Here is a 19,459-nt window from a genome sequence, read left to right as displayed (position 1 = left end):
TATTTAATTGTTTCAATCATGAAAAATATATTTACTAATCGCAGCGTTTTAAAAAAACTAATCATAGTTCCATCTATTTTGATTGCTGGTTTAAGTATCAATGCGTGCAGCGAAGATTTTTTAAATCAACCTGCTTATAATTCATCAGATACAGAATCGGTATTTACCAATATAGAAACTGCAGATGCTTTTGTTCAGGGTTTATATAGAGGTCTTGTTCCTACCGAAATGTTCTATCAGTTAGGAGCCGGCGACACAGTTACTCACTCTGCAGAAGACGGATCAACAAATAATTCTAAATATAATATCTGTAATTATCAGTACGATGCAAAAACACCTAATACGGTTACAGGAATTTATTCTGCAATGTATGCGGTGATTGAAAGAACCAATATCGCCATCGACAGATTACCAGATATGCCGGCAAGCCAAAAGCGTGATGCATTATTAGCAGAAGCAAAGGCTATTCGTGCATTTTGCTACTACAACCTGATCAGAGTTTATGGTGATGTACCAGCAATTTGGATACCTTTGGAAGAAGCAGATCCTAATGATCCAAGTACATTGTATCCTAAACGTAGTTCGCGTGATGTGATTTATGATAAAGTGATTGCAGATATACAGGAATCCATAAACAATATGCCTGCTTCTAACGGTACACCGGAGAGATTAAACAAGCAGTCAACCAATGCACTTTTAGCTAAAATTGCTTTGTATGCAGGAGGATATTCTCTTCGTTGGGATCTGAATACAAATTCGCCGGGGATAATGTCTCGCCGTCCGGATAATGCCAGAGTTCAGCAATTATATCAGATTGCAGATACTGCATTAGAATCTGTAATTAAAGGCGGTACCAATAGTTTGGTACAGGCTCAGGGAGGAAAAAGTGGTTTTGAAGCTTTGTGGTTTAATTTCGACAGAAGAAACTTTTCAACCGTAAATCAGGAAATGATGTGGCACATCGCAGAATATGGCCCAAATACCAATTCAGCATTTGGAGTATATGCTCATCCTGGTTCTAGAGGAGGTACTTACGGCTCTCGTAAAGCGTTACAGTTTATACTTCCAAGTTATTATCTTTCTTTTAATGCGGCAGATAAGCGCAGAGATGTTGCGACTACTTCTTATAGTATTTACTTCTTGAACTCTGGTAATGCAAGTGATACTTGGGTAGATGTCGGAACAACCTATTCGTGCATTATGCCGGGTAAATTCAGAATTTCTTGGTGTGTGGAGCCTCAGGCTGCAGATGCACGTAACCTGAATATTCCTATCATCAGATACGCAGATGTATTATTAATGTATGCTGAAACACAAAATTATTTAAATAACGGACCTACCGCTGCAGGAATTGCTGCTTTAATGGAGGTAAGAAACAGAGCGGGAATCGGTTCATTACCAATACCAAGCGGTCAGCAGGCTTTTGAATCAGCACTTGTTCAGGAGCGTAAGTGGGAATTTTCAGACGAATTTATGCTTCGTACTGATTTAATCAGAATGAATCGTATCGCAAGCGAAATTGAAGCGACAAAACAAGCTATGAAAAACTTATCAAACCGTACAGGTCAGTTTGCGTCAACACCGGTTTATCGTTTGTATAAATTTCATAAAAATGCTCAGATTTACGGAGATCCGTTCTTGGCAGTTACTTACATTGATTTAACTAATCCTGCACAGATTGCACAGGTTCAGACAGTTCCTACCAGTTCATCAGGATATGCTGCTTATCAAACTACTTTAAAGGCAATAGCATTAGCGAACGGACAAACTTCAACAGCTGATGACAAATGGTATCCTGTAAATATGTTCCAGGCTTATACAAGTACATTCAATGGTAATGCAAGAAAAGCTGTAGGATTTACAGGAGGATTTAATACCCTTCAGGTTGGTAATATTATTTATACAAAACCAACGGGTTCAGCTGAAAATGGCGGAACATATCCAAACTGGATCGAAGGTGGCGGAGATGGTCTTTTCTATGGATTTGTGCCTAATAAAACGGAATTACTTCCTTTTGCAGCAGCTTCTGCGGGGCATCCGTTAATTGATAATCCAAATTTGACCCAGCTTCCTGGTTATTAATCGATAATAAACACCAAATCACAATATTAACTAATAATTAACCTTAATGAATTGACTGTACAGCTGAATCGAAAAGTGATAAATATCAGTGTTAATTTATCTTTAAATAATCGATTCAGCAGTATAGTACGGGATGCTGTACAAAATACTACAGTCTAAATTTGGGTTAAAATTCAGAAAACAAAAAGAAAACAAATGGAAAACGTAAAAACATTTAAATACGTAGATTATTTATGGGATGAAAGCAAGGCCGCATCTTTAGCAAACGATCAGGTGGCTTTATTTTTATACCGTTCAAACATATTAGGAGCAGATCTTAGAATTACAAATTATGGTGGTGGTAACACAAGTTGCAAAACCATCGAAAAAGACCCATTGACGAATGAAGAAGTTGAGGTAATGTGGGTAAAAGGTTCAGGTGGTGACATCGGAACTTTGACTAGAAAAGGAATCGCTGGATTATATACGGAAAGACTGAGAAACCTTAAAAATGTTTACGGAGGTTTAGCAGACGAAGACAGAATGGTAGGTCTATTCGATCACTGTATTTTCGATTTAGACAGCAAAGCGCCTTCTATTGATACGCCTCTTCACGGTTTACTTCCATTTAAACATATCGATCACCTTCATCCGGATGCATTAATTGCAGTTGCAGCAGCAAAAGACAGCGAAGCAATTACCAAAGAAATCTGGGGTGACACAATGGGGTGGGTGCCTTGGCAAAGACCTGGCTTCGACTTAGGTTTGCAGCTTGAAAAATGTTTAGCTGATAACCCTGGAATCAGAGGAATCGTTTTAGGAAGCCACGGATTGTTTACTTGGGGAGACACTTCGTACGAATGTTACATCAACAGTTTGGAAGTAATCGAAACTGCTTCTGAATATATTGCTAAAAAAATTGAAGAAAACGGACAGGTTTTTGGCGGACAAAAAGTAGAATCTCTTCCTGCTGACGAACGTAAAAATAAAGCCGCTCAAATCATGCCTTTACTAAGAGGTCTGGCTTCTTCTGAAAACAGAATGGTCGGTCATTTTACAGACAGCGACGTTGTTTTAGAATACATCAACAGTAATGATTTGGAGCGTTTAGCACCATTGGGAACTTCTTGTCCTGATCACTTTTTAAGAACAAAGATTCAGCCTTTAGTGTTGACTTTAGATAAAAATGAAGATTTATCTGATTCTAAAGCTATCTTAGATAAATTAAATCCACTTTTCGAACAATACAGACAGGAATATAAAGACTATTACGAAACTTGCAAACATCCAAACAGCCCTGCAATGCGTGATCCGAATCCGGTGATCATCATTTATCCGGGAGTGGGAATGTTCAGTTTCTCAAAAGATAAGCAGACAACTCGTGTTGCGAACGAATTTTATGTCAATGCAATCAACGTAATGCGTGGTGCAGAAGCCATTTCAGAATACACATCTTTACCAAGACAGGAAGCATTCGATATCGAATATTGGTTATTGGAAGAGGCAAAACTTCAAAGAATGCCTAAAGAAAAACCTCTCTCAAGAAAAGTTGCGATCGTAACCGGAGCAGGAGGCGGAATCGGGCAGGCTATTGCTGATAAAATGGTTGCTGAAGGTGCAGTTGTGGTTTTCACAGACTTAAATCAGGAGGCGGTAGAATCTGTTACCGCAAAATACAACAAAGATCAGGCAGTGTCTGTTCCGTGTGATGTGACCAGCGAAGAATCTATTGCCAATGCTTTCAAAGAAGCTGTTTTAGCATTCGGTGGAGTAGATATCATCGTTCATTCTGCAGGTTTGGCTATTTCTAAATCTTTGGAAGATACAACTACGAAAGATTGGGATTTATTGGAGAATGTATTGGTAAAAGGTCAGTTTATGATGGCTAAAAGCGGTACTGAAATCATGAAAAAGCAAAATTTAGGTGGAGACATCGTGAATATTGCTAGTAAAAACGGTTTGGTTGCCGGACCAAACAACGTAGCCTACGGAACTGCAAAAGCAGCTCAACAGCACATGACCAGATTATTGGCAGCAGAATTGGCAGCTGATAAAATCCGTGTAAATGTTGTAAATCCGGACGGAGTTATCGTTGGAAGCAAGATCTGGGAAGGTTCTTGGGCAGAAGGTCGTGCAAAAGCAAACGGAATTTCTGTAGAAGAATTACCTGCATTTTACGCAAAGAGAAATTTATTAAACGAAATTATACTTCCCGAAGATATCGCAAACGGAGTTTTCGCTTGTGTTGCGATTTTAGATAAAACAACAGGAAATATCATCAATGTAGATGGCGGAATGGCAAATGCTTTCCCGAGATAATAATGTATTAATATATTTTATTTGGGCAGCTTAATCCGCCCTCCGTTCCCGCTTTTTTGCTCGTCGTTCCTCCTCGCAAAAAGAGCTCCACTCAGGTCGGGCTGCAAGATTAGAAAGTAATTGAAAGGTCGGAATCAATATTTAATACTAATTTTAATAAATCATTTAGCCTTGTCAAGGCTCAAAACCTTGACAAGGTTAATTAAAAATCAAACTATGATTATAGGAAAAGATATCATTGAACAATACAATAAAAACGAAGTCGAAAACTTTAATTCAGACTTTGATTTTCTTCAAAATAAATTAACAAAAGCAGGCGCAAATGTTGCTGAAATCGTCAACAAAATTGCTGATTTTCAGGTAGCAATTCCAAGTTGGGCTTTAGGAGCAGGTGGAACCCGTTTCGGAAGATTTTCTTACGGTGGCGAACCATCTTCTTTAGAACAAAAATTAGATGATGTAGGATTGATTCACGCTTTAACGCATTCTGCGGGAGCTGTTTCATTGCATATTCCGTGGGATATTCCGAGTGATGTGAAAGCGATTAAAGAAAAAGCAGTTTCTCATGGACTTGTTTTTGATGCGATGAATTCAAACACTTTTCAGGATCAGCCGGGAGCAAAACAATCTTATAAATTTGGTTCTCTAAACGCTGCAAATGAAGATTCTAGAGCGTATGCAGTTGAACACAACAAAGAAGTAATAAGAATCGGAAAAGAATTAGATTCAAAAAGCTTAACCGTTTGGTTGGCAGACGGATCAAGTTTTCCGGGACAGCTGAATTTCCAGACCGCTTTATCAAATACTGAAAAAAGTTTAAAAGAAATTTACGCAGGAATGCCTGAAGACTGGAAGCTTTTTATTGAATATAAACCTTACGAACCGAATTTCTATTCAACAACCATTCAGGATTGGGGAACTTCTTTTATGCTGGCAAATGCTTGTGGCGAAAGAGCGTATACTTTAGTTGATTTAGGTCATCATTTACCGAATTCAAATATTGAGCAAATCGTTGCAACCTTGATGTATAAAGGAAAATTAGGAGGTTTCCACTTTAATGACAGCAAATATGGAGATGATGATTTAACGGTTGGTTCTATTAAACCTTATGCTTTATTCTTGATTTTCAATGAATTGGTATACGGAATGGAAAACAATCCAAACAATCCTTATCCGGCTTGGATGATCGATGCAAGTCACAATATCAAAGATCCTTTGGAAGATTTATTACAATCTCTTGAAGCGATTTTAATTGCTTATGCGACAGCACTTTTAGTTGATCAAAAAGCACTGAAAGAAGCACAGCAAAATAATGATGTTGTTTTGGCTCAGGATATATTGCAGAACGCATACAGAACCGATGTTCGTCCGTTACTGAGAGCAGCAAGATTACAGACAGGTGCCGCTTTAGACCCGATCGCAACATACAGAAACCTAAAAGTAAGAGAGCAATTGATTTCCGAAAGAGGTCTTAATGTTAAAGCAACAGGATTATAAAACCTGTTTTAAAATTGATAATTTCAGCTTTCAAGTGCAATTGAAAGTTTAATTATATGTATCCTTATATAGTTTCGTTAAGGGAAAAGTGTTTAGATTATTAGTTTTTTCTTTTTGTCTAAACACTCCTTAATGATTTAATTAAAAAACTCTGACAAGATTTAAAATCTTCGAGATCTTTGCTGAGTGAAACGCTTTCGGATGAAAATATGTAAAGTATTTTAAAAGAAATCTTTGCGGACTTTTCGTCAAAAAGATTGCTTCATTTCGCAATGACAATAATAAAAAATAATTCATCTTAAGAATGTCCAAGAAAAAGGTAACCATAGTTTTTGATATTGGAAAGACCAATAAAAAATTCTTTTTATTTGATAAGAATTATAAAGAAGTTGTGCGGGAATATACAGAATTACCGCTTACGACAGATGAAGACGGTTATCCGACAGAAGATCTTTCTGCCTTACAAAATTGGATAAAAGATAACTTTAATGCCATTCTTGATGATGAAAATTTTGAAGTAAAAGCAATCAATTTTTCTACTTACGGAGCAAGTTTTGTGCATCTTGATCAGAAAGGAAATGTTCTGACGCCTTTGTACAATTACACCAAACCGATGGATCAGGAAATTCTTGATCTGTTCTACGAAAAACACGGCAGCAAACTGAAAATTGCGCGTGAAACAGCTTCGCCTCAAGCCGGAATGCTGAATTCTGGGTTACAATTGTTCTGGATGAAATATAAACACCCGGAAATATTCAAAAAAATCCGTTACAGTCTTCATTTACCACAATATTTATCGTATTTATTTACAGGAATTTGTGTGTCAGAATTTACCTCAATTGGTTGTCACACCAATCTTTGGGATTATGACAAAGCAGATTACCACGATTGGGTTTACGAAGAAGAAATAGATGCTTTATTACCTCCAATCGTTCCAACTTCTGCGAGTATCAACACTTCTTACAGAAATAAAAAAATTAAAATCGGTGTCGGAATTCACGACAGTTCATCAGCACTTTTACCTTATATTTTAAGCAAAAAAGAACCGTTTTTATTGCTTTCAACGGGAACATGGAGTATTTCTTTAAATCCATTTAATGATGAAAGCTTGACTGATGAAGATATAGAAAACAACTGCCTGAATTATATGCGAATTGACGGAAAACGTGTGAAAGCATCACGCTTTTTTATGGGAAATGAATATAAAATCCAGGTTGAAAAATTATGTGATTATTACGGAAAAGAATATGGTTTCCATAGAGAAGTAAAATTTGATCAGGATCTGTACCTTCGTTTGATGAAGCACAAAGCGATCTATTTCCGCTTTGAAGGGATTATTTTAAAACGAAAAATGATTACCGCTACCGATCTCAATTCATTCGCTACATTTGAAGAAGCCTATCACCAATTGATGATTGAATTGATGGATCTACAGATTCATACCATTACCAATGCCATCGGAAATTCAGAAATTAAAAATATTTACATTGACGGCGGTTTTACAGACAATGATGTTTTTATGAAACTGATGTCTCATCATTTTCAGCATTACAATGTGATGTCTACACATTCTCCGTTGGGATCGGCTTTGGGAGCATCAATGGTGATTTCAAATAAAAAAATAGACGAAACTTTTTTACAGCAGCATTATCAGATGAAAGTGCTTCAGCCTTTAATTTTTAATTTATAATTAATTAGTTAATGCGTAGAAAGTTTTAGCCCTAAAACTAAAAACCATTGACTAAAAACAACCAACAACTAGTTATGTCATTTCCATTTGATACCCGTTACGCTTCGCTTGAACTTTTAATCGAAAAAGCAAAAAAAAGAATGCCCCGTTTCGCTTTCGAATATCTCGATGGCGGATGTAACGAAAACATCAACCGAGACAGAAATACAAGCGAATTGAGAGAAGTTCTGCTTCGCCCACAATATCTGAATAATAATTATGCGGAAGCCAATATGGAAACCGAATTGTTTGGTGTAAAATATTCTGCACCTTTCGGAATTTCTCCTGTAGGTTTGCAAGGATTAATGTGGCCCAATGCTCCGGAAATTTTAGCGAAAGCAGCCTTTAAACATAATATTCCTTTTATTTTAAGTACCGTAACGACAAGCAGCCTTGAAAGAATTTCTGAATTAACAGAAGGAAAAGCCTGGTATCAATTATATCATCCGAGAGAAGAGTGGTTGCGTGACGATATTCTAGACCGTTGTGAAGCTTCTGGGTATGATGTATTGGTAGTTTTGGCAGACGTTCCGACCTTTGGTTACAGAGCGAAAGAAATCAGAAATGGTTTGGCAATGCCTCCTCAATTGAATTTCAGGAACGTTTCACAAGCTTTGGTAAAACCGGAATGGTGTCTGGAAATACTGAAACACGGAGTTCCAAGTTTTAAGACCATGGAAAAATACATGGATAAAAATATGGGCGTGAAACAATTGGGACAGTTCATGAATTCTACATTTTCCGGAAGATTAAATTCAGACAGAATAAAAGCTATTCGCGATAAATGGAAAGGAAAATTGGTCATTAAAGGGGTGGCTTCAGACGAAGATGCTGCAGAAGCAGTTCGTTTAGGATTCGACGGAATGATTATTTCAAATCACGGAGGAAGGCAGCTTGATGCAGGAGAATCTACGATTGCTGTAGTGAAAGACATCAGTGAAAAATACAAAGGTCAAATTAAAATAATGATGGACAGCGGCGTAAGAACCGGTCCTGATGTTGCCCGCGCTTTAAGTTGTGGAGCAGAATTTACCTTTATGGGAAGAACTTTTATGTACGCCGTTGGAGCTTTAGGCGATAAAGGTGGTGATCATATTATTGAGATGCTTAAAATGCAGTTCAGACAAGTGATGGAGCAGGTTTGTTGTGAAAAAACAACAGATCTACAGAACTTTAGAGTGAAGTAATACGATCTTAAATTTTAATAAATCAATTCCTATTATAATTATGATTAAGAAAATAATTTTTACCATCAGTTTTTTAATGGCGTTCGTTGTATTCGGACAGAAAAAGAACGACAAAGATGTTGTTGCTGACGCTGCCGAAAAACTTCGCTTAGCAATGGTAAGCGGTGATAAAGCAATGCTGGAATCTTTGATTTTACCGGAATTAACATATGGTCATTCGGGAGGACATATTGATGACGCAAAAGAGTTTGTCGAAAAATTAGTAAGTAAAAAATCGGATTTTGTAACGATTGACATTACCAACCAAACGGTAAATATTGTAGGAAATACGGCAATTGTTCGTCACCATTTCTATGCAACGACTGCTGATTTCGGAAAAGCTCCGGGTGATGTAACATTAGATATTGTATTGGTTTGGGTGAAAACCGGAAAAAACTGGAAACTATTAGCGCGACAAGCCGTAAAATCTGAAAAGAAAAAATAAATTATTTTAAGATTATAAAACAAAAATTCGTAAAGTGAGCTTTACGAATTTTTTTATGAACAATTTCTACAGAGAATCTCTTTCAATATATTTAAAAACATTATTCACCTGCTCTTTCTTATTTTTTAAAACCATATAGGCTGCAGATTCTGCCATTGCTTTAAAATCTGTCGTGATCACAGTAATTCCCAGCAATTCCTTCAAAGGGGTTTCATTGTAGGAAATAATGCCGATGTCTTTTCCTAATTCAAGATTTTTCTGTCTGATTTGTTTTACTAAATTCACCAGATCACGCTCCCGAATGGTGATGAATATATCCTTATCCTGAAGTTCCATGTCGGGATAAATTTCATCTAAAATTTCATAATCCAGCTTAAAATCTTCACAAAACTTCTCAAAACCACGTACAATTCTGAAAGGATAGGGGTGAATCGATTTATCAGGATACACAAGAATGATCTTCTCGTATTTTTTTATTTTTTCTAAGCCTTCCTTCAAAGCATTATAAATATCATGCTCAAAATCCTGAAAAATGGTACCGTATTCTCCCGAAATATTAGGTTTGGTATTATCAAGCAACAATAATTTATTCTTCGGAATCTTTTCAATCATTTCAATGACCTCTTTTGTTGAGCTTGTATGCTTCGACTGTTCATCACGGAAGTGAGGCATGATGACATAATAATCAAATCCGCCAAGATTTTTTTTCAAAGCATTAATGAAAAGCGTTTCGTCACAGTGATAAATATACATCTCAACATTCCCTTTGGTACCGATTGCATTGACGAAATAATTGTAAATCATCATCTTGTAAGTACTCGGTTTGTTGATCAAAAAGAAGATATTAATGATGTCATTCTTATTGATGCGTGAAATATAATATCCTTTTCCTTTTACAGACTCTATAATTTGCCTTTTGCGCAGTTCTTTATAAGCTTTTTCAACGGTGTCCCTCGACAGAAAACATGATTCACTAAGTTCATTGATTGAAGGAATTTTTTCCCCGATCTTTATTTCCCCGCCATCGATTCCATTTAGGATAGAATCAACAATCTGTTTGTATTTAGGAACTCTGGAGTTTTCATTGATATTTATTTCGAACGTTTCAGCCATGACTTTTCGGTAAGAGAAATTATTTTAATTAAACTAAATCTAATTTGAAAAAAGATTAGTGCCAGAAGACAAGTTACAAAAATTTACATTAATTGATAAATGTCATTTATTTTTATAAAATCATATTTAATTGTTTGATTTTTAATAGGTTTTTATTAGCGTTTTTATGAATTGTCTTTTTTGAAAATCACCAATTTCTTGACATAGAATTAAAATTGCTTTGTTTCGATTAAAAAAAAGTGATGCGGAAATTTAGTTTTGTGTATTATATTTTTGATAAAATAGTAAAATATTAAATCATTTTTTACATTGTCTAAAATTTCTAAGAAACTATAAAAATCTTAAACACAAACAAAAAAGCCTGCTCTTTTCAGAACAGACTTCAATTAATATGAATGTGAAATTTTTTAAGGCATTTTTTTGAAACCTTCAGCTTTTATTTTCCAGCTTCCATCTTTTGGAAAGCCAGGGAATTCACCGGTAGAACTATCCCAACCTTCAAGCATCATCGCAACGGTTGTTAAAACGCCACCGTTTCCTGGAAGGTAAATACGAAGACGTTTGTCTTGGAAATTATGCCCGTTTTTCAAATATGTATTGGTTTGAATATCCATAAAAAGAGCATCCAACGCTTTATTTGGAAGTCCAAGTCTTGCTGCATTCATTGCGGTCATCGGAAAATCCCAACCCCAAGTGTGCTCCCAATTCCATCTTTCCCAAACGATATCCAACGTATTTTTCATTATTTTTTTATCCAGTTTCGGAGATTCAGGAACCATTCCTAATGCTCCCAAAACTGCAGGGTGATCGGTCATCCATTTTGAAAATGTGAAAGAATCTTTCGCTGATTCTGTTGACAAATAAACTCCATCCTGAACCGGAAGCGGAGCTAATTTATTGATCACATCATCCCATTTTTTATCTCTTGGCTGTCCCAATCTTTCTTTCCATTGCTGGGCAACTTTCAATGCCCAGTCCCAATACGCAACTTCATAAGTTGGGTTGTATGTATCTTTCGCCGGGAAAACTTCCTGTGCCGGAATTACGCCTTTCCCTAAGTTATAACGGTTTTTCTCTTTATCATACGTTGCAAAATCTGCCATAAAATCTGCCGTTGCAAAAATCAGATCTTTATATTTTTCCAATACTTTTTTATCATTGCCGTTGCGGTACAAAAGTTCGGTCATATAAATAATATGCGGCTGTTCCCAGATCAAAAATGCAGCTACAGAAGACGGACTTTCGTTTCCTTCATTATCAGACATTTTAATCCAACGAACTCCTTTATAACCTTGCCTTTCAGCTAATTTTTTAGCTTTATCAAATGATCTGAAATAATAATCCAATTGTTTTTCCAAAATTTCAGGTCTTCCCCATAAAGCATAATGTACACCGTGCCACCAATGCATTTCTGTATGCGGTTTTCCGTACCAACTGTTGAAAGTTAAACCTGTTTCCTGCGGCGGATTGCTTCCTCCACATTGCACTTTTGTTAAATATTCTGACAAGACAACTCTTCTTTCCAATTCATTGGCTCTCGGATCTTTACTTCCTTCAAAATCAACGGCAGCACCGCTTTTCCAGAAAGATTCCCAGCCTGTTGCACTTTCTTTCTCAGCATCAGCGAATAAAGTTCTTCCGGACTTTGGATTTTTAGCTGAAAATTCAACGCTTAATTCTAATTTTTTATTTTTGGAAGAAGGTTCGTACACGAAATAATGTTTTCCGGCTTCCCGAAGTTTTCCTTCTGTAAAATTAAACTGAGTATAGTAATCGGTGCTTTGCAATTTATGCTGAATCAAACCTTGCGTTGATTGTGACGAAACAATTTTCGTGGTGTGATCGTTTTCATTTCCATAAAATGCCGCATCATCCAAAAACTGACCGGTTGGAGACGGGTAGCGTGCAAAAACCTTCAATCTACCTTTAGAAATCAAATCTGATTCAATTTTAACTCCAATTTTATCTGAATTCTGGAAAGAAGCAGTCCATACTTTTACAGGGATTCCCTCCAAAGAAAATTCACTGGTAATAATTCCGGTCCACAAATCTATTTTCTGATTGATGTTTGTGAGGTCTGAAATTTTTGCTTTCTGACCGTCTTTTTTAAGCAGCTCAATCCCGATATTTCCCAATTGCAAACGGTGTTGGTTCACCCGGAAATAATCAACAGCACCTTTATTTCTTTCCGGTTCTTTAATCTGAACACTGTACAAAGCTTTTCTTCCGTCGTTATTGAAATCGTAAGCTCTTAAAGTTTCTTCGAATTTATAATTTTCTTTATTTGGAAAACTGTTCCAGCCCCATTCGGATTGTGTTCCCAATGAAACTCCATTTTTGTAATATTCAGGAAACGACTGCATTCCGGTAATATCAACCGTGTAGGCGAATTTCCCGTTTCCAACCGTCAAAGTAGAAAGCGTGTCTGCTTTTGTATTGACTACATTGTGACGCTGTACGACCTTTTTTCGGTCAATTTTCTGGGCATTAAGTGAAGAAATTCCCATCAGGAAAATCCCAAGATATATTGCTATTTTTTTATTCATAATTCATTATTTATAGATGAAATTCGAATTTTTATTTTTGTTAATTTTTTTATTGCTAAAACTTTTGTCTGCCACGAATCCACAAATATTTTATGGTGCATATATTTTTATTCGTGCATTCGTGGCATTAAACCTTATTTCAAAACCGTCGCACTCATTATTCCAATCACAACATCGTTGCTTACTGCGGTTAGTGTTATAGATTTTAATTCTTTATTCGGGTCAATTGGTAAATCCAAAATAGTGGCCGCTCCGCCTTCTACAGCACGGTTGCTCACTCCTTTGATTTCTAAATATTTACTTAAACTTCCTCCTTTGTACAATTCTCCAGTTTTTAGTTTTACTCTGTACGGAATTTTGTCATCCTGAATTTCAAACGCAAAATTATCATCAAACAAATCCTGCTCAATCGGCCACCAATTTGTTGGATTTTTCAGTTCTAATTCTGTATTTGAACCATCAGAATATTGAACCGTAATTTTTCCATTAATGATTTGCGACTGCATCGGATTGGTAGAACCCGCCAAAAGGAAATATATTTTTTTACCTTTTCCATTTAATGGAATTTCAACAGCATTCGGATAATTATCCCATTGACTTGCAAAAACAATATTTTTATCTTTATTATCAATTAAAAACGGAATTCCTAAAAATTCTAGTTTTCCATTTTTACGATTTGTCATCAATCCACTGTCGTCAATTTGAGTAGTTGCCAAAGGATAACACCAGTTGCCGATTCCCTGCCACGGAAGTTGTAGGGTAGGAACGGTTGGTCTTGGCGAAAGATATTTTTGATCGAAAATTTGGCTTACTCGGTCGTTGTATTTTGATGCTAATGAAATGGTATTAAATTCACTTTTATTTTCAATTTCCCAATCTGTGATTTCAACATTTTGCTTAATTCCATTGTAATCTAATTCTAAGTAATTGGTTCCTTTGCTTAAAATATTTGTCGGAATTTCAACGGTTGAATTCTGATTTTTAGCAATTGAAAATGTTTTAGTTAAACCATTAACAGTCAGTTTTCCATTATAATCTTTCGATGATTTATTTTGAATCTGAAGTTTTTTATTCACCCATTTTGTTTGCAAAGGACGTTGAACATCAACGTTTACAGGTTGCCACCATTGGGTTTCGTTTTGTTCAAGCTGAACGAAAAAAGTTCCTTTTCTTTCTTCTTTAACCAACTCAAATTGGTTACCATTTTTGGTTTTTATTAATTCCTGTGGATCATTGACTTGAAGTATTTTCTTTTTTGAATCGAAATTAAGTTGCAGATTTTCAGAAAGATAATTAATGTAATTTGTCTTTTCAATTTTTAATTCCTGTCCGGAATAGGCGATTTCTATATTGAATTCTTTTCCGATTGGTGTTTCAAACTGAATAAAAGGCTGTAAAATAGAATTGGGTTTAATTTTCCAATCTACTTTCTTACCATTCACTTTTACGGATTTTATTTCGGTATGATTTACCGGAATTTGCATTTGAAGCGTAACCGGTTTCAAATTATTTGATTTGAACCAAAATGTTGATTTCTTCGAGGTTCTATTAAATTTATACTCCCAATCCTGAACTTTCAGCTCTGCAAAATTCCATTCTTTCGGGAATCCCGGTTTGATACTGATTTTATTCTCCAACAAATTTGGATAAACCCCAAAAAGTCCTTCCGTTAAAGTTCTTGCAGCAACGCCAATCGGGTCGGCAAAATCACGATACAATTCACCTCGAAAGGCATCATAATGTGATAATTGCTCAAAATTTCCGGGACTTATCCCGTAATACATACTTTCGGTAAGATTTCCTTTCCAAAGCAGGTATGCATCCTCATTTCTTCCGGCCTGCCAATATGCCAAAGCGGTTTGTAAATTCTCCGCCAAAGCGACATTGTTTATAGACCAAGTGTATGGTTGCCAATTTGTTGTTGCTAATGTGTAATAGTTTTTGGAATCTTCGCCTTTTACTTTTACGGGAATGTGAGGAATTTGATTTCTAATGTATTGTGTGTTTTGATAATCCTCAAATTCATTCAGAATATAAGCATCTGAAACGTGATAAATAGACCATATTCCCGGCTTATCGTGAAGGATTTGATTGCCTAAAGCATCTTTGAATTCAGCGAAATAACCGTTCTTTTTAATCCAAAGCTGGTTTTTCATTGCCTTTAAAATTGCTTCCGCTTCTTTTTCATAAGGAGCAGGATCTTCACCAATAATTTTCGCCAGTTTTGCCATTTCGCGGTTGGCTCTGTAATTATATGCTGAAGTATGGGTCACTTTTCCACCCGAATATTGCAATCCGTCACTTGCCCAAATCGCAGCATATGCATCATAAAGATCGCCACGTTTGAAATTTCTTTTTTCCCAATCCATATGACGAACCATCGTTGGCCACATTTTCTTGAGGAATTCTTTATCTCCCGTATAATTGAAATGCGAAAACATCTGATCAAAGAAAACCAAATTCATATCATAATGATGTGGCTTTGAATTATCATTCGGATTCCTAGAAATATATCCGCTTGAAAACACCGAAGTTCCCATCTTTTCTGCGTGTCTTGCTAAATGTAAAAGTGTATCCATCTCAACAGGTGCAAAATCTGGTTTTAAAACCTGAGAATTTGAATAGCTTTCAAAATGTTCTTTCGCTCTGTCGTGCCAACTCAAAACGTCAGCTGCATAAGCGCCACGCCAGGCATTGAGTCTCATTCTCCACGCAACGGCGCCGTGAAGAAAGGTCGGGCTTTCCCAAACTCCGTCTGCGGCAACTGCTAAATTAGCTCCGAAATTATTTAAATCTGAATCCGGAGTTTTTAGCTGAATTCTGTTGGTTAATGTTAAACGTGATTGTTCAGCATCATTAAAAATCCCGGCAAGCTGTTCATCAGATAAATTAGAACTAGAATTTCCTTTGGCTATTTGAATATAAACCGGATTTTTTTGTGCTGAATAACCAGCGTAAACAATAGGGGATTGTTCTGCTTTATTTTGTGTGAAATCAGACAGATTATCTAACGTTTTTGCATCTGTTAATTGTAATGAACTAACGTTTGAAAAATTTCCGTTAATGGTCTGAGTTTCCTTTTTTTTATTGAAATAAGAAAGCTGGAATTGGTTTTTATTGATTTGAAACTGATTGCCTTCACAATATTCGGGAAGCAGGTAAAATCCTGATTCAGGATCTGCACCGATGTCGCCGTTTCTGCTGAATGTTTTTCCGCTTGCGCCACCGTAAACCGCATAGATTTTTGTATTGGAATCTATAGTTGAAGTTTCCATTTTTAAAACTAAACCTTCTTCTTTTGATTGTGCTAAAACAGTTAATTTTAAACTTCCATTTCCAAGAATAGGATCTTTGATTTCATACAACATTGAGCCCGGTCGGTAACGAGTTTCAATTTTATCAGCGTTAATCAGTTTTTTGATAGAGTTTCCTTTTTGGATGACAAACTGAAGATTGCCGCCCATTCCGGGAAGATACAGTGCGAATTCAGGTAAATCTCCTGCCTCAACACGGGAAGCACGGTTATTGCCATACAAAGCACGATTGAATCTGTATTTTCCGTTGACCAATAAAAAATCGCCTTTGTCTTCTGTGTAATGCAGTTCACGCTCGTTATTCTGCCCATGTTTAGACTGGGAAAACGAATATGAGAATGCCGATAAAACAATCAGTCCGGCGAAAATGGTTTTTCTTCGCATTTTATGGTTTTAACTCGGTTAAAGGCTGTCCGTTAACAGTCACATTTTTTAAGGTCACATTTTTCAGGAAATCTACTTTGTAAGGAATCTGAACACCAGTCATTTTAGCATTGATCATCGTGAAATCTGTTACCGGAGAAGATTCGTAAGCATCAGAAAGAACAGCATATTTTCCACCTTTCTCAACCTGTAAATTTTCTACCCAAATATTTCTGATCGTCGGAATATGATTTCCGGGTTTTTCATAATGCATATTAAAGCGAACTGCTGCTTCTTTGTAAGCGCCGACTTTTGTGTTGTAGAAAAACACATTTTCAATAGTTCCGCCACGGCTTGAGCTCGTTTTAATTCTTAAAGCTCGGTCAAGATTTTTACTGTCCATCACGTTTCCGATGGCATAAATATTTCTTGCTCCGCCCGCAATTTCGCTTCCAATAACAACACCGCCGTGACCGTCTTTCATTTCACAGTTTTCAATAATATGATTTTCAGCAGGTCTTCCGATGTCCCTTCCATCCTCATCTCTTCCAGATTTGATGGCGATACAGTCGTCTCCAGTATCAAAATAAGAATCTTTGATCCAGACGTTTTTACAAGCTTCAGGGTCGAAACCGTCATTGTTTGGTCCGTGACTTATTACTTTTACTCTTTCAATCAAAACATTTTCACACAAAACAGGATTCAAATTCCACATTGGAGAGTTTTTTACAAGAACATCTGCCATATAAAAGTTTTTAGACTTGTAAGGCTGAACAAAATTGGGTCTTAAATACCATCCATCCCCGAAAATTCTTTCTCTTGCTGGTTTTCTTTCAGCCATATATTCGTGAAGCTTTGCACGGGCAGGATTTTGTCTTCCCGGACGAGAAGTATTGTATCCGTATTTTGTGGCGCCACACCAAAACCACCAGTTATCATTATCAGAATTTCCATCTAATGTTCCTTTTCCGGTTACTGCAATGTTTTCTTCTTCGTAAGCATAAATTAACGATGAGTAATTCATACATTCCATACCTTCCCAACGTGTGAATACGATAGGATAGTCTTTGCTGTCCTGACTAAATAAAATCGTCGAACCGTCACTCAAATGCAGATTAACGTTACTTTCTAAATAAATTGCTCCTGTGAGGAAAACTCCGTTCGGAACGACAACTCTTCCGCCGCCTTCAGCACTACATTTTTCGATTGCTTTTTTAAAAGCTTCAGTATTTTTTGTTTTTCCGTCACCAACAGCTCCGAAATCAGTTATCAGATAATCAACTTTTCTGAATTCAGGTTTTTTGATCTGCTTCTTTAAAGCTTTAATTTCTTTTAAAGGTTGCTTTGCGGAAGTCCAAGGTTTGTATTGAGCCGATGCATTGATCGATAGGATGAATACAAAAATGAATAAAAAGTATTTTTTCATAATTCTAGAGAATTGTAAGTTTATAAGGCTGATCTTTTGAATTGTTTTCTTTCTAATCGCAATCTAAAATAATTGAAATTAAAAATTGTCCTGCACTGTCCGTTATTTTATTTTTTATGTAAACGATTGCATTGTTTTAATTTATAAATGTAAGTTAAACGAAGATTTACTTATATATAGGCGCAAAAAAAGAGAAGTAACGATGTTATTTCTCTTTTATATATTTAAAAGTATTATAAAAATTTAAAGCTGATTTACATCTAAAATTTATAAACGAATGCGTTAATATTCATTCCTGCCCCGACTGATGCGAATAAAACAATGTCGTTTTCTTTGATAGAATGTGAAGCCAGTTCATCATTTAAAATCATAGTCAATAATGATGGGATTGTTGCAACGCTGCTGTTTCCAAGTTTACTGATCACCATCGGCATAATACCTGCCGGCGGAGGAGTATCATATAATTGGTAGAATCGGTTGACAATTGCTTCATCCATTTTTTCGTTTGCCTGATGTATGATAATTTTATCCAGCTGATCTATTGAATAGCCACTTTGATCAAAGCATTTTTTCATCGCATCCGGAACATTGATGAGAGCAAATTCATAGATTTTTCTGCCATCCATCTTGATGTATCTTGTATCCGGGCAACTATCATTATTATATGACTTACCAAAATTTAAGAAATCTTTTTCATTTAATGTGTGAGATGCAGATACGTGAGATTTTATACCAGAATCGTCATCATTATCATTGGCCTCCAGAATAACTGCTCCTGCTCCGTCTGCATAGATCATGCTGTCTCTGTCGTGTTCATCAACAACTCTTGAAAGTGTTTCTGCACCGATAACCAAACATCTTTTTGCAATACCAGATTTGATAAATGCATTAGCCTGAATAACGCCTTCAATCCAGCCGGGGCATCCAAATAACAAATCATAACCAACGCAGAAATTATTTTTGATCTGCAATAAATTTTTAACTCTTGAAGCAAGACTCGGAACAGCGTCTGACTGTATGGTACCGAATTTTACATCGCCAAAATTGTGAGCGAAAATAATATAGTCTAAAGTTTCAGGATCAATTTTTGAATTTTCTATTGCATTCTTTGCCGCAATAAACCCTAAATCAGAAGTTACCTGATCATTGCTCGCATATCTTCTTTCTTCAATCCCTGTAATTTTTTTTAGCTTACTGGTAATTAAAGAATTATCATCTTTTAGATTTTCTCCCTGTTCATTAAGGAAAACATGCTTATCGAAAAACAGATTGGTAATGGTTTCTGATGGTATGTAGTTCCCTACACCTATAATTTTACTTTTCATATTGCGGGTATCTCATTGTTGAGATCAATAAAATATTATGAATAAATTAATATTTTTATACTAAAGGTAGTTTTTTAATGGCGAAAGATACTATA

Annotated in this window: 11 protein-coding genes; 6 read left to right on the top strand and 5 right to left on the bottom strand. The window is 36.1% G+C overall.

Annotated elements, in window-relative coordinates:
* Window positions 1–18 precede the first annotated feature (18 nt).
* From OH814_RS06445 to OH814_RS06420, 6 genes are all read left to right on the top strand, one after another.
* Complete coding sequence (locus OH814_RS06445) at window positions 19–2,082, top strand: RagB/SusD family nutrient uptake outer membrane protein (RefSeq protein WP_308827582.1); 2,064 nt, start codon at window positions 19–21, stop codon at window positions 2,080–2,082.
* A gap of 195 nt (window positions 2,083–2,277) precedes the next feature.
* Window positions 2,278–4,380: a bifunctional aldolase/short-chain dehydrogenase gene (locus OH814_RS06440; RefSeq protein ID WP_308827581.1), complete on the top strand. Its 2,103-nt coding sequence runs from the start codon at window positions 2,278–2,280 to the stop codon at window positions 4,378–4,380.
* A 216-nt stretch (window positions 4,381–4,596) separates the two neighbouring features.
* Complete coding sequence (locus tag OH814_RS06435) at window positions 4,597–5,877, top strand: sugar isomerase (RefSeq protein ID WP_308827580.1); 1,281 nt, start codon at window positions 4,597–4,599, stop codon at window positions 5,875–5,877.
* Window positions 5,878–6,181: 304 nt separating this feature from the next.
* Window positions 6,182–7,567, top strand: a complete 1,386-nt coding sequence (locus tag OH814_RS06430) for an FGGY-family carbohydrate kinase (RefSeq protein ID WP_076559115.1) — start codon at window positions 6,182–6,184, stop codon at window positions 7,565–7,567.
* 74 nt (window positions 7,568–7,641) lie between these two features.
* Entirely contained in the window at window positions 7,642–8,793 is a 1,152-nt protein-coding gene (locus OH814_RS06425) for an alpha-hydroxy acid oxidase (protein WP_115619487.1), read from the top strand.
* A 40-nt stretch (window positions 8,794–8,833) separates the two neighbouring features.
* Window positions 8,834–9,277 carry a nuclear transport factor 2 family protein gene (locus tag OH814_RS06420; RefSeq protein ID WP_308827579.1) on the top strand — a complete coding sequence of 148 codons (444 nt, stop codon included), beginning with the start codon at window positions 8,834–8,836 and terminating at the stop codon, window positions 9,275–9,277.
* A gap of 66 nt (window positions 9,278–9,343) precedes the next feature.
* On the opposite strand, the gene OH814_RS06415 is transcribed toward OH814_RS06420, so the two are convergent.
* The 5 genes from OH814_RS06415 to OH814_RS06395 form a co-directional block, all read right to left on the bottom strand.
* Entirely contained in the window at window positions 9,344–10,390 is a 1,047-nt protein-coding gene (locus OH814_RS06415; RefSeq protein ID WP_076559109.1) for a GntR family transcriptional regulator, read from the bottom strand.
* Between the two features lie 407 nt (window positions 10,391–10,797).
* Window positions 10,798–12,936: a hypothetical protein gene (locus OH814_RS06410; protein WP_308827578.1), complete on the bottom strand. Its 2,139-nt coding sequence runs from the start codon at window positions 12,934–12,936 to the stop codon at window positions 10,798–10,800.
* Window positions 12,937–13,070: 134 nt separating this feature from the next.
* A complete protein-coding gene (locus OH814_RS06405) occupies window positions 13,071–16,634 on the bottom strand; it encodes a DUF4450 domain-containing protein (protein WP_308827577.1) in 3,564 nt (1,187 codons plus the stop codon).
* A gap of 1 nt (window position 16,635) precedes the next feature.
* Window positions 16,636–18,039, bottom strand: coding sequence for a glycoside hydrolase family 28 protein (locus tag OH814_RS06400; RefSeq protein WP_201134744.1), 1,404 nt, complete (start codon window positions 18,037–18,039; stop codon window positions 16,636–16,638).
* Between the two features lie 260 nt (window positions 18,040–18,299).
* Window positions 18,300–19,364 (bottom strand): 3-oxoacyl-ACP synthase III family protein, encoded by a 1,065-nt coding sequence (locus OH814_RS06395; protein WP_115619482.1) that lies wholly within the window; start codon window positions 19,362–19,364, stop codon window positions 18,300–18,302.
* Between the last annotated feature and the right edge of the window lie 95 nt (window positions 19,365–19,459).

Source organism: Chryseobacterium sp. CFS15 (genome assembly GCF_031118795.1).
Classification (GTDB): domain Bacteria; phylum Bacteroidota; class Bacteroidia; order Flavobacteriales; family Weeksellaceae; genus Chryseobacterium; species Chryseobacterium indoltheticum.
This window is presented reverse-complemented; position numbering and strand designations above follow the sequence as displayed.